Annotated in this window: 9 protein-coding genes and 8 tRNA genes; 13 read left to right on the forward strand and 4 right to left on the reverse strand. The window is 41.2% G+C overall.

Annotated features, from left to right (window positions below):
- Positions 1 to 181 precede the first annotated feature (181 nt).
- From FTT78_RS13130 to FTT78_RS13180, 11 genes are all read left to right on the forward strand, one after another.
- Positions 182 to 562, forward strand: a complete 381-nt coding sequence (locus tag FTT78_RS13130) for a YbaN family protein (RefSeq protein ID WP_004968265.1) — start codon at positions 182 to 184, stop codon at positions 560 to 562.
- A gap of 9 nt (positions 563 to 571) precedes the next feature.
- Positions 572 to 1,096 carry a cell wall-recycling L,D-carboxypeptidase ElsL gene (gene elsL, locus FTT78_RS13135; RefSeq protein ID WP_131261501.1) on the forward strand — a complete coding sequence of 175 codons (525 nt, stop codon included), beginning with the start codon at positions 572 to 574 and terminating at the stop codon, positions 1,094 to 1,096.
- 273 nt (positions 1,097 to 1,369) lie between these two features.
- Positions 1,370 to 1,445: transfer RNA gene (locus tag FTT78_RS13140), tRNA-Val, on the forward strand.
- A 26-nt stretch (positions 1,446 to 1,471) separates the two neighbouring features.
- Positions 1,472 to 1,548 (forward strand) — tRNA-Asp (locus FTT78_RS13145).
- Between the two features lie 51 nt (positions 1,549 to 1,599).
- A tRNA-Asp gene (locus tag FTT78_RS13150) sits at positions 1,600 to 1,676 on the forward strand.
- A gap of 20 nt (positions 1,677 to 1,696) precedes the next feature.
- Positions 1,697 to 1,772, forward strand: a tRNA-Val gene (locus FTT78_RS13155).
- Positions 1,773 to 1,786: 14 nt separating this feature from the next.
- Positions 1,787 to 1,863: transfer RNA gene (locus FTT78_RS13160), tRNA-Asp, on the forward strand.
- Positions 1,864 to 1,964: 101 nt separating this feature from the next.
- Positions 1,965 to 2,040: transfer RNA gene (locus FTT78_RS13165), tRNA-Val, on the forward strand.
- A 64-nt stretch (positions 2,041 to 2,104) separates the two neighbouring features.
- Positions 2,105 to 2,181, forward strand: a tRNA-Asp gene (locus FTT78_RS13170).
- A gap of 101 nt (positions 2,182 to 2,282) precedes the next feature.
- Positions 2,283 to 2,358, forward strand: a tRNA-Val gene (locus FTT78_RS13175).
- Between the two features lie 94 nt (positions 2,359 to 2,452).
- The gene (locus FTT78_RS13180) at positions 2,453 to 2,914 is read left to right on the forward strand and encodes a DUF2750 domain-containing protein (RefSeq protein WP_004977378.1); all 462 of its coding nucleotides are present in this window, start codon (positions 2,453 to 2,455) and stop codon (positions 2,912 to 2,914) included.
- Positions 2,915 to 2,939: 25 nt separating this feature from the next.
- On the opposite strand, the gene FTT78_RS13185 is transcribed toward FTT78_RS13180, so the two are convergent.
- The 4 genes from FTT78_RS13185 to yccS form a co-directional block, all read right to left on the reverse strand.
- Positions 2,940 to 3,758: a YdcF family protein gene (locus FTT78_RS13185; RefSeq protein ID WP_131261500.1), complete on the reverse strand. Its 819-nt coding sequence runs from the start codon at positions 3,756 to 3,758 to the stop codon at positions 2,940 to 2,942.
- Positions 3,759 to 3,925: 167 nt separating this feature from the next.
- Positions 3,926 to 6,544, reverse strand: coding sequence for a sulfite reductase flavoprotein subunit alpha (locus FTT78_RS13190; RefSeq protein ID WP_180044535.1), 2,619 nt, complete (start codon positions 6,542 to 6,544; stop codon positions 3,926 to 3,928).
- 155 nt (positions 6,545 to 6,699) lie between these two features.
- Complete coding sequence (locus FTT78_RS13195) at positions 6,700 to 7,260, reverse strand: YcxB family protein (protein ID WP_004977388.1); 561 nt, start codon at positions 7,258 to 7,260, stop codon at positions 6,700 to 6,702.
- A gap of 147 nt (positions 7,261 to 7,407) precedes the next feature.
- A complete protein-coding gene (yccS, locus tag FTT78_RS13200) occupies positions 7,408 to 9,582 on the reverse strand; it encodes a YccS family putative transporter (protein ID WP_180005964.1) in 2,175 nt (724 codons plus the stop codon).
- A 251-nt stretch (positions 9,583 to 9,833) separates the two neighbouring features.
- Here yccS and FTT78_RS13205 point away from each other — a divergent pair, with 251 nt between their 5' ends.
- The gene (locus FTT78_RS13205) at positions 9,834 to 11,018 is read left to right on the forward strand and encodes a multidrug effflux MFS transporter (protein WP_131261542.1); all 1,185 of its coding nucleotides are present in this window, start codon (positions 9,834 to 9,836) and stop codon (positions 11,016 to 11,018) included.
- Between the two features lie 400 nt (positions 11,019 to 11,418).
- Positions 11,419 to 12,681 carry a DcaP family trimeric outer membrane transporter gene (locus FTT78_RS13210; RefSeq protein WP_180044533.1) on the forward strand — a complete coding sequence of 421 codons (1,263 nt, stop codon included), beginning with the start codon at positions 11,419 to 11,421 and terminating at the stop codon, positions 12,679 to 12,681.
- Positions 12,682 to 12,964 lie beyond the last annotated feature (283 nt).

Genomic DNA, 12,964 nt, shown 5'->3' on the forward strand with positions numbered 1-12,964 from the left:
GTTCCATTTTAGAGATTTGTTTAAGATAAGATATAACTCATTGAGATGTGTCATAGTATTCGTCGTTAGAAAACAATTATTGTGACATTATTTCAATGAGTTATCTATTTTTGTCGTGTACAGAGAACGGAAAATTAAAAAACGCTTTATACTACCGCAATTCGTAGTTTAGGACAGTGGTATGCAAAGCTTGTTATGGCGAAGTTTAGTGGTGATCTTTGTCATCCTTGGCTTTATTGGTGCATTGTTGCCGGGTATGCCTACTACAGTTTTTTTGATTTTAGCAGCTTGGGCATCGTCACGCGGTTGGCCGCAAATGGACAACTGGTTACTGAATCATCCTAAATATGGCAGTACACTCAGAGATTGGCGCGCCAATGGTACTGTACCGCGTAAAGCCAAATGGTTTGCAACGATCATGATGAGTATTAGTGCCGTGATCATGCTGTTCACAACTGCGCCCGTTGCGGTCAAAATTTTTACCAATACCACCATGTTGGTGGTGTGTATTTGGTTGTGGTTACGTCCTGAACCACAGCCGCCCACGAAAGAAGAAGAATAGGGTAGCGCAATGTCTTTTTTATACACACAAGCAGATATTTTGATTGATTTAGCCGAGCAAACTTTATATTTGCCGAAGCATCAGAAACTCTACGTCATCTCGAGTGGTGTGAATGGCATTGGTGAAACTGAAAATAGTGGTAAAACACCACGTGGCTGGCATGAAGTCGCTTTAAAATTTGGTGAAAATGAACCTGAAAATGCAGTATTTATTGCGCGTCAACCGACAGGTGAAATTTACAATTTAGATTTAGCTGAACAATTTCCTGAACGAGACTGGATTTTAAGCCGCATTTTATGGCTCAGTGGTTTGCAAGAAGGTTTTAATCAAGGCATTGGCTGCGATACTTTTCAGCGCTATATCTATATACATGGCACACCAGACACAGAACCGATGGGAATTCCTGCATCGCATGGCTGTATTCGGATGCGTAACCACGATATTTTAGAATTGTTTGAACTGATTCCAGAAAAAGCCTTGGTTTATATTTCTGAACACAAGCTAGATTTAAATAGCTTAGGGTTGCTTGGTTGATGGTGCGTTGATGGTGCGAGTCAATTGAATAAAGTTGTATTCATCGCAACATAAAAAACCAATACATTGAGCAGGTAGAGTGCAACGCTAACAAGTTGAAAAGCACATTAATTTTGCTTGAAAACTAAAATAACTTGCAGAATTTGTTTGTTTTTATAGCGGATCACCTATTTTTTAATCACTCAGTCACAAAAAACTGAAAACAAGCCGAAAAGCGTTTGACAGGCGGTAAAGATTCTCTATAATGCACCTCACAAACGATAAAGACGTTAAGGGCGCTTAGCTCAGTTGGTAGAGCGTCTGCCTTACAAGCAGAATGTCGGCGGTTCGATCCCGTCAGCGCCCACCAAGCCTTTACGTTATAGATTCTTACGTGCAGCGGTAGTTCAGTTGGTTAGAATACCGGCCTGTCACGCCGGGGGTCGCGGGTTCGAGCCCCGTCCGCTGCGCCACTTAAGATTCTTTAACCATTGTTTGTACCACAATAGTGACTTTGTGTAAGTGCAGCGGTAGTTCAGTTGGTTAGAATACCGGCCTGTCACGCCGGGGGTCGCGGGTTCGAGCCCCGTCCGCTGCGCCATTTACATAAATTGCTTTTGAGGGCGCTTAGCTCAGTTGGTAGAGCGTCTGCCTTACAAGCAGAATGTCGGCGGTTCGATCCCGTCAGCGCCCACCAGATTCTTTTGCGATGCAGCGGTAGTTCAGTTGGTTAGAATACCGGCCTGTCACGCCGGGGGTCGCGGGTTCGAGCCCCGTCCGCTGCGCCATTCAAAAGAAAAGTTTAGGTTGCCTGATAGACTTAAACTGAAATGATGCAAAGTTTGACAGTTTTGCAAAATCAGAACAAAATATTGTTTTGATCTTATCAGGGCGCTTAGCTCAGTTGGTAGAGCGTCTGCCTTACAAGCAGAATGTCGGCGGTTCGATCCCGTCAGCGCCCACCATATTTTAGTATTTATGCTTGGCATACATACAAAAAAGACCTTAATTGCTTACGCAATTACCGTTGCAGCGGTAGTTCAGTTGGTTAGAATACCGGCCTGTCACGCCGGGGGTCGCGGGTTCGAGCCCCGTCCGCTGCGCCATTTTTCATTCCCTGATGTGAAAAATGTATTTCAAAGTTCAAGACGACGTTCTTTGCTTGTCTTGCATCATAAAAAATAACGATGTTATTTTTTAATCTTCAGGGCGCTTAGCTCAGTTGGTAGAGCGTCTGCCTTACAAGCAGAATGTCGGCGGTTCGATCCCGTCAGCGCCCACCATATCCTTTCATCCTCATTTATCTTATATTACTTGCGTATTGCAATAAATTCGCCTAAAATTTTTATTTAATAATAATACTAATATCCGTGACTTATGCGAAATCCTTATCAACGTAAAGCTGCATCTAAGCAAGCAACGCAAACTTATAATGCACAAGATATTTACAAGCAATTTATTGAGACCATTGTGTCTCAGGGGCATGTTTTTGCATTGTATGAAGATGGCTGGGCGCTCTGTGCCACGCCTACAGGGCAACGTGCTTTTGCAATGTGGCAAAATAAAAGTCTGGCAAAACTGTTAATTAAAGACAATTGGGCCAATTATCAAGTCGAAGAAATTTCACTGAAAGATTTTATTGAAAAAGTGATTCCATTTTTACGTCAGGAAGCCACCAATATTTCGATGAATCTAAGCCCAGAAGGGCAGAATGTATTGGTTGCCCCTGAAAAGTTATTGCTTGATCTAAAAAATTATTTGTATCAGGTGTATATGCAAAAACCTGAATTTTTTAAAGATATGCAAATTCCTTTACCACGCTCGATACGTTTGAATTAAGCGATCTGCTTGCTAGATTTTATTTTTAATACTCATTCAGCAGCCAACCACTGATATAAGCAAAATACTCGCGTAACCATGCGTTATAGCGGGTATAGAGTGGTGTCGTTGCACTGAGCATGCTGAACTGTGTGTATCCTTGTCGTTTGGCAATGGCTGCTGCACGTGGTGTGTGAAAGTCGCTGGTGACAATTATAATCGGTTGGGTTTTATCTGTGCCTAATGTATGCAGCAAGGGCTGACTGTTTTTCAAATTAAGTGCCGTACTGGTGCTTTGGGTTTCCAAGATAATGTGTGATGCTGCAATTGCATAACGTTGTTGCAAATAATTAGACATCACCTGTGCTTCAGTGAGTTGTTCCGCAAATGCAGGGCCACCACTAACAATGAAATAACTTTGAGGATGCTCCAAGGCATACGCGGCTGCAGTATCCAGTCGTTTGGCGAGCGTGGGCGATGGTTGTCCATTTTCAATGCCACTGCCGAGTACAATCACCACTTTAGCATTGTTGGTTACAGTATTTTGCTGCTGTGTACTGAAATGAATATAAGTAAAAAAGATCAGCAGGCTGATGCACCACAGCCAAAATACGCCCCAACCGAATTTCCACAGCCAATCTAAGCGTGTATGTTGTTTTAAGTAGCTTTGAATCCAAGTATAGAAAATGGCATAACACAGCAGCATCATGCCTATTAAAACAGGTAAAACGGTGCCGAAATGAATTTTCTTTAAGCTGATGAGATAGGCACCATCCAATACTAAAATTAATCCAATTAGGCTACTCAATATTCTTTTAAATAGACTAAATTGTGTTTGTACGTGACTTGCTTGCATGCCTTGCATAATTTTATTGTACTGTGATGCTGTACAAACAGTATAGCCGAAGCTGCTGAAAAATTTTGCCTCAACTGAATTATGTTTCGGCTGAGGCTATGGATAAAACTTGGGTGAATTGCCAAGTTTTAGCTATAGAGCTACAGCGCAAGCCATTTAAAAAGTGTCAACAAATCCTAATACACATCTCGGCGATAACGTCCTTGCTGACGTAATTGTTCCAGTTGAGTCTCACCCAAAATATCTTTTAAGGCTTGGTCGACATCACTGGCCATGCCTTGAATGCTACCGCAGACATAAATCACGGCATTTTGTTCAATCCAGCGTTTTAATTCTTCAGCCTGTTCGCGTAACTTATGGTGTACATAGACTTTTCCGGCTTGATCACGGGAAAAGGCCAAATCAAGGCGTTGTAGCATACCTGTGCTTTGCCAAGCCTCGATGGTGTGCTGATAAAAGTAATCGTGCGCTTGCTGACGTTCACCAAAAAACAACCAGTTTTGGGTGTAATTCAGGCGGGTACGTGCATGCAATAAGCTCATTAATCCTGCAAGCCCTGTACCGTTGCCAATACAAATAATTGGGCGGTCATCATCAATTAAATGGAAAGATGGATTATTGCGAATGCGTAATGCGATATTTTGCCCAAGTGCAGCATGTGCAGTTAACCAACCTGAACCTAAGCCAAGCTCGCCTTGAGCATCGAATTTTTGACGCACCACAAGTCTTAAAACCTGTTGTGAAGGAATACTGGCAATTGAATATTCACGACTAGGCAAGGGTGAAAGTTGTGCCAATAATTCATCCGCAGTTTTAAATGTCTGAATTGGCGCGGTGAGGTCTTTATCTGCCAAAGCCTGTACTAAGGTTTGCTGACCATCAGCAAGAATTGTATTGGCATCGAGTTGATGCTGTTTTAAAAAGGCGTGAATCCGTGCAGTGCTGTTTTCAGGCTGAATTTCTGCAATATCACCTGCAGACCAATGCACATCATGTTGTGCTAACAGTTCAATATTGAAGGCGGGTGCGCCTAAACTGTTGGGATTTAGCAAGTCACGTTGCTGTAAGGTCCATGTATCAAAAGTTTTTTCGATATGCATACTTGGTAAGTCAAGTTGTGTGACCTGTACCAAAGCCTGATTCCAACGCTGTATGTCTGCAGGATTGGCATTATTTACTTCAATGGTATTGAACAAGGCATGTGCTTGATTACGTTGCAGCCATGCAGCAATCGTATGTCCAAAACGGCAGTAATGATCTGCATATTCACGTGAACCTAAAGCCAGTACTGCATAACGCAAATGACTCAGGTCACAGGTTTGCGGTAGGATTTTTTTCACAAAACTTGAGGTCAAATCGGGTGCATCACCTGTGCCATAGGTGCTGGCAATACATAACAGTTGGGTGGTGTTTTTAAGGTCTTCAAGGCTGAGATGTTGCAGAGCTTTGACTGTGACAGGCTGATGTGCTTCTTGCAGACTCGTTGCAGTGCGCCATGCCAATTGTTCGGCAGTACCTGTTTGGCTAGCATAGACGATGAGCCAGTGTTCAGCATTTGGGTCAATCTTAAATTGAGTTTGGTTTTGACGTGCAGCAAGAGTCAAACGCTTTTGTTTACGTCGTTTTAAATATAGCATCCAGCCTGTGACGAAAAACAGCGGCATCATCAAGGCAGCAAGCATGGCCAAAAATTGATAAACAGGTCCAAAGAAACTACCGCGATGCACAGGTAGCATACTGCTCATGATTTTTTCATTAAGCTGTTTGTTTGCATATAATTCAAGTTGAGTAATACGTGCTTGTTGATAATCAAAAGTTGCGTTATTGCGGGCACGTTCATGTTGTGGAATGACATCGACAAAGTTAATTTCAATTTCACTATTGGCGTGTTTAGGCACATTAAAAGTGATACTGGAATAATCCTGCCCCAATTGCTGCGGGAAATGTTGCCATGCCTTCGTCAATGCCAGATTGATTTGTGCCTGATCCAGCGTATTCTGCTTGGCTGGTTTTGTAGTGTTTGCGCGGCGTCCTGCAGTTTGTGTTTGCGCAGCCTGATGAAGTGCTTGAGCATTTGAATTTACAGGTTTGTTGCGTCCATCTGCTTGCAATTGCGCTTGTGGTCTTTCCACACCCATGACTTTAAACATGCCATTGCGCCACCACTCATACGACCAATACAGTCCTGTGCATGCCAAAACTAGATAGAAAATCACGACCCACGTGCCCACTACGGCATGTAAGTCCCAAATAAAATTACGACCTTTGAGTTGTGGTTTAATCGCAAACCATTGTTTAAATGAATGGCGTTTCGGCCAGCGTAGGTAAATGCCACTTAACACAAAGAACAACAACATGAGGGTACATGCGGCTGTAATTTGTTTACCAATAGGCCCTACGGTTAAGTTGCGGTGTAATTGCTGAATAAACTGGAAAAATTCACGTCCCCGAATTTCAGGCAACACTGCTGCCGAGTAAGGATTAATCAGGATATTTTGTCCACGTTTTGCACCTTCTTTCGCAATATTGATGCTTGAAGATGCAGCCGGGTCTTTTGCAACGGTGATGCTATTAATTTTATAGTCAGGTTGGGTACGCTGAAAATGTTGATAAATTTCTGCAGGGCTTAGTTTGGCTTTCTGCTCAACTTGTACCTGATAACTGTTCGGATTCATCCATTTTAGAATTTCTTGTTCGTAGGAATAAATCGCACCTGTCACGCCCATGAGTGACAAGATCAGTCCTGCAGTAATACCAAGGAACCAGTGAATTTGGAAAAAGGCTTTCTTCAGCATAAGCGTTGGTTGTTGAGTATGAATTGTGATGCAGAATAATGCAGAGATGAAGTTAATGCAAATGCTATTTATTCTCATTATCGTTCATTGTTTTAATTTTAAGCAAAAAAAACCTCCATCACAGGGGATAGAGGTTTATTTTTAAATAGGGATATTTAGATTTGCTTGGCTTCGCCTGCAGCTTCAGTCAAATGCTTGCGAATGGTGTTGAACGAAAAGTTCTTGCTGTCCATGCGCTTAGGCAGAATATAAGCACCTTGCTGACCTTTTACTTTGAAGTTCATCAAAATAAATTCAGGGGTGTTGTACCATTCATACACATCTTTCCAGCCAATTGCACCCACGCCTTCTTGAGCGCCCATTTGCTGACGCATCACGATACCGTGCGGCTGTACGCCTAAACGAATCCCTTTAATTTCTTGAACAGGAAATTCATTCATTTTTCGCTTAACGTACCATTCCAAGCCGTATTTACGCACGAGCAGGTAGAGCACCACACAGACAATGGCAACCCAGCAGAAAATTGTCGAATAATTTTTTAATAGCAGAATGCCTAAAATGGAAAGGGCAACAATCACACCCATAATAATCCATGCTTTCATGCCAATTTTATTGGTACTGCGCCAAATTACCAGTTGTGCGTGACGTTGTTCTTCTTCAGAAACTTCGTAGATCACAGGCTGTAGGGTATAGGCGTATAAACTTTTCGCGGTCATAGTGAAACTAACAAATTTAAAACTATAAAAAGTTTAGCATTAATTGCTGTCATGCAGTGAGTATATTGTCGCAAAATCATGCTAAGGTCGGTGAATACTTGTGCAGCTTAGGGCGAATAAGTAGGCACTGACCGTTTGCAGGATTGTTTATAAAGACGCCAGTTCAGTTGCGTCCTGATCATGTTCGTGGCTTAAACTTTGTTTTAAGCGACTTAATTGCTGCAAGATACTCATCATCAAAGATAATTGCTGCAAAATAATCAATGATTTTTGATCTTCTTCTTTGTTTTGGCTTAAACGCTGACGAATGGTTTGCAGCATGTTTTGTGCGCTTAAATCTGGCGTTTCATCTTTCAGTAAAGCACCTTGAATATCGTCCATTGCTTGATCGAGCAGTTGCAAGACTTCCTGATCGTCAATTTTGTCACGATGTGCACCAAGTGCAGCAATATAGCTAATAAAGGTGTGATTTAGACACAAGAACTCAAAGGCTTGAGCTTTTTGATTGGGGTCAAAATCAGGTTCGGTGGCGAGTGTTGAAATCAGTGAAGCAACTTCTGCATCGGTATTATGAGCAGCACGGCGCACGACACGATAATTCAAACCGTTGTTGCGTCCATTTTTATATTGTTCAATCACTTCTGCCAAATAGCCACATTGCGCGGTGAGTGAGCGGCGAATCGTGCGTGATAGACGGCGGAATTTCCAATCGGGGAAGATAAAACTCACGCCAAACCATGCTAGCGCACAACCAATTAAGGTATCGACCATACGTGGTACGGCTGCAGCATAGCCTAAACCCTCTAGGTTAAAGTTCATCAGCGCCAAAATGGTCATAAAGGCAGTGGCTTGTGCATATTGTTTACTGCGCAATTCAAAGAACAACATGCCACTAATCACTAAAACCAGTAATTGTCCTTCTACAGATGGTACAAAATATAAAATGGTGTAGCCGACTACAATCCCTGCCAACGTCCCAATAATACGCAAACGTAAACGTCGTTTGGTGGTGTTAAAGTTGGGCTGCATCACAAACAGGGCGGTCAGTAAAATCCAGTAGCCATATTGAATATTGGTGACTTGCACAAAAATATAGCCAATCAACAGCACAATCGACAAACGAATGGCGTGGCGGAACAAGACCGATTCTGGGGTTAAATGCTGCTTGATCCGAATGACAATATCATCCCAACTTTTTAAGTCGTCATCTTTCAGTTGTTGTTCAATATGTTTTGATTTATCCAGTTTAATATTGCGTTCGGTTTCAAGGTTACGCAATTGAGCATCAATAGATTTCAGGTTTTGGTATAGGGCAAACAATGCATTAATCCAGACTTGGTCATATTGCTGTTCACTGCGCAGTTTTTCTAAAGACTGTTTAAGATTTTCAAAAGCATGTTTAAAACGCTTGTTATGCACATAAGGTTTACGGTGCAAAATGCTTTCGCTTAAATCTTTACAGGCTTTGCCCTGAATCGACAAAATGCGTTGGAAGCGAAATAAAATATCGCTGTGCTGAAATATTTTCGCCAGTTTTTGATAATCAATATGTGCAGAGTCGGCACGTTCGTGAATGTCTTGTGCGACAAAGTAATACTGTAAGCTACGTCGGGTATCTTTTTGCCCGCGGTCACCTTTTAAACGGGTCAGTAAAGCGGTTTTTAAGTCGTTAAAAATCGCAATTAATTTGCCATTTTCAAGTGATAAATCAATGATACTTTGTTGATAACTCGGTGCAGTCATATCCACATCAAATAGATTTGATTTGGCAAATAAAAAATCACCCAAAGAAGAATAACTGAGTGAAAGTTTGTCTTGTAAGGCACGAACAGGGAACAGTAAAAAGCTGATGGTCGAAATTAAGCCGTACCAAATTGCGCCCGAAACCAAAAGCAGCGGCTGCATGTACCAGTCATCAAATAGGTTGACGCCAAGCATGGAATAGACCGATACTACCAAACAGCCATAAGAAATGGTGGCATAACGTCGTCCGAGCGAACCGAGCAAAATTAAGACAATACACGACAGGATTAAGCCTGTAGCAAATAAAATAGGATGCGGAAATAAAAACTGAATTGATGTGGCGGTAACAAAGAAACCAATATAAGTATAGAGCTGATTGACAATACGCACCGAAAAACGGTCATCAATATCACTCAAACCTGCGGCAAGCACACCTAAAGTTAAAGGAATAGTGGCAAGCTGCATCCCCATAAAATAGGGAACAAAAGCAGTTCCCGCAAATGCAATGAGCATGCGGATGTTATACATAAATGTGGTGTTATAGGTCGCTTGTTTGAGCTTTATCAGCCAAGGTTTCAACATCATTCCTTTAAGTAAACTTTTCTGTCTAAACAGAGATTTATGCTGCAAGATGAAGGTTTGCGTACATTGTAACTGTAGATGAGATGTTTAGAGTGCCTAATATGTGAAAATTCATCTTTGATCACAACAAATCATACTATGGAGCGTGTAAGCTTGTCTGTACATCTGTCATTTCATCATAAAATATGAGCATATCGAAAACGCTGCCAAGTTCAAGCAGTACGCCACCATCTGCGCAACAACCCAACATGCGGCAATATTCGACTGCGTGGATTTTATTGTTGGCGTTATTGACTTCGCTTGGGCCTTTATCGATTGATATGTATTTGCCTGCCTTGCCCGTTATGGCAAGCGAGTTTGGCGTATCGACCCAAATGGTCGCAAACAGTTTGCCTGCCTACTTTTTAGGTTTGGCATTGGGTCAACTGATTTACGGGCCGCTGAGTGATCGGATTGGACGTAAGCCGCCTTTATATTTTGGCTTGGCACTATTTTCACTCGCCAGTATGTTGTGTGTGTTTGCACAAAATGAATGGGGACTGATTGCTGCACGTATTTTGCAGGCTTTGGGTGGCTGTGTGGGTGTGGTAATTGCACGAGCAGCTATTCGTGATCGCTTAGATTTGCAAACATCCGCTCAAGCTTTTTCGAGCATGATGATTGTGATGACCATTGCGCCCATTATTGCACCTACGCTGGGCGCATGGGTACTTAGATGGATGAATTGGCAAGCTATTTTTGTAGTGCTGACCTGCGTTGGAATTATTTGCTGTTTATGTGTGCACTTCTTTTTTAAAGAAACTTTGGCGAAAGAACGTCGTTTAAATTTGAACTTTCAGCAAGTACTGACCTTATATTTTGCCATTTTAAAAGATCGTGATTTTCGTTTTCCAATGTTGGCAGGCTGTCTGACTGGTGGGGCATTGTTTTGCTATATCAGCGGTTCAAGTGCAGTCATGATGGATCAATATGGCTTGAGTGAAACAGCTTTTGCTTATGTGTTTGGTGCCAATGCGATTGGTATTATGCTGTTTTCGACCCTGAATAAAAAAATCAGTGGCAAATTGGGTGTGTTACAACGCTTAAAATTGGGCAGCATGATTCAACTGAGTGGTGCGGTCATTCTACTGCTTGCAGGTAGTTTGGGGTATGCACCTTTGGCATTGGTGATGGTCGGTTTATTTCTTGCTGTGTCTGGGATTGGTTTTACAGGCCCGAATGCTATGGCACTGGCAATGGCAAAACAGGGCGCACGTGCAGGAACAGCCAGTGCGGTCATGGGCAGTGTGCAATTCTTTTGTGGCTTGATTGGTGGGGTGTTACTCAACTTTTTAACAGGCAGTGCTTTGCTGAATATGGCTGTATTAATGCTGCTATTTATTGGGTTTGGGATGTTTGCCGTTTTTCATATTTTGCAACCTCAATCAGACTGAGTTGAGGTCAATACTTTTTCAAATGGTGATTTTTTTCGCAAAAATCGGGCTTTTTAACAGAACTGAAATATATACAATAGTCTAATGGTGGTGTAAATACTTGAATAATCAACCTATTTAAGGTGTTGAATTTTATATGGTTTAATTGTTTGAATCTGTAATTATGATTAATTGTGATTTCTTATTCGGGAAAACTGATTTTAATAAACGTCATAACTTGATAGATTGAAGCCTGTAATAAATGACACAAATTGTAATATTTTAAATATTTGGGTGTCTTGGACTATTTGGCAAAAGTGTTTTGATTTTTAAGCCATTTTTATAATTCGATGTGAAATCGATAGATGACGAACAAAATCATCATGCACGGATGCAGCGTTGTTTTATTTTGGAGAGATAAATGAGTCAATTACTCAACGGTCAATTTATGATCAAAGGTTTAGCTATTGCCGTTACAACATTAATGGTAGGTACTGCACACGCAGCAAAAACTGAGCAACAACAAATTCAAGAACTTCGTCAAGAAGTTGAAGCGTTAAAATCGTTAATTCAGCAACAACAGCAAGTACAACAACAGCAGCAAACTCAAATTGCCCAAGTACAACAGGCGAAACCTGCTGCACCTGCAAGTGTATTAAGCAGCTTAAAGTCTAAATCTGGTGCAGACGTATCTATTTATGGTTCGATCCGTGGTGATGCAAACTATATTATTAAAGGTGCGGATAATGACTTTAACTCAGCACATACAAGTAAAGAAGAAGCAAGTGACAAATTACGTGCTACCGCAAAAGTCACCCGCTTAGGTTTAGACTTTAATACACCTGTTGGTGACAACAAAGTAGGCGGTAAAGTTGAGGTTGACTTTGCAAGCGGATCTGACAACTTGCGTATCCGTCATGCTTATTTGACTTTAAATAACTGGTTATTTGGTCAAACGACTTCAAGCTTTGCTTCAGTACATGCGCCAGAAATGATTGACTTTAGTACGAACATTGGTGGATCAGGTGGTACTGCACGTGTGCCACAAATACGTTATAGCCAAAAATTAGCGCCTGCAACAGAATTATTTGTTTCGGCTGAAGAAGGGAATAGTTCAGCTACAGATAGTGATGTAACTTATCGTGCCCCGGTGTTAACAGCAAAAGTGACTCAAGGTTTTGCTGATGGTAAAGGTTTAGCTTCTGCACGTGCATTGGTTGAACATTACAAATCAGAAGCGGCAAATGATGATAAAACTGGTTGGGGTGCTGCTGTAGGTACGAATTATCAAGTTGCAGAACCTTTAAAAGTATCTGCAGACGTATCATATGTAAAAGGTAACAGCAATTACTTATATGGTAATAACACAGCATTTGTAGTTGATGGTAATAGCATTGAGCAAAATGAAACGATTGGTGTACAAGTGGGTGCAACCTATAATTTCTCACCACAACTACGTTCAACTTTAGCCTACGGTGCTTTATTTGCCGATGATGGTACAGACTATGCGCGTATAAATGATGATGCTAATGAGAAAGTACAACAAGCGTGGATTAACTTTATCTATTCACCTGTAAAACCAGTCGATTTAGGTATTGAATATATCAATGGTGAGCGTGAAACTTTCAAAGGTCAAAAATTCAGTGATGACCGTGTAGGCTTTATGGCACGTTATAGCTTCTAAGTCACTCCTTTTGAGTACAATCCAAAACAGAGCTTAATTTTAAGCTCTGTTTTTTTATTTTGAAAATTTATGTTATTCACTCAATAACTTAAATTTTATTCACTTTTATAAAATGCTTTAACTTTCACTTATAGCTGAAAACAATCATTAAAATTTTTCTCTGTACACGACAAAAATAGATAACTCATTGAAATAATGTCACAATAATTGTTTTCTAACGACGAATACTATGACACATCTCAATGAGTTATATCTTATCTTAAACAAATCTCTAAAATGGAAC

Origin of the sequence: Acinetobacter sp. YH01011 (assembly GCF_013420785.1) — a bacterium.
GTDB lineage: Bacteria > Pseudomonadota > Gammaproteobacteria > Pseudomonadales > Moraxellaceae > Acinetobacter > Acinetobacter towneri.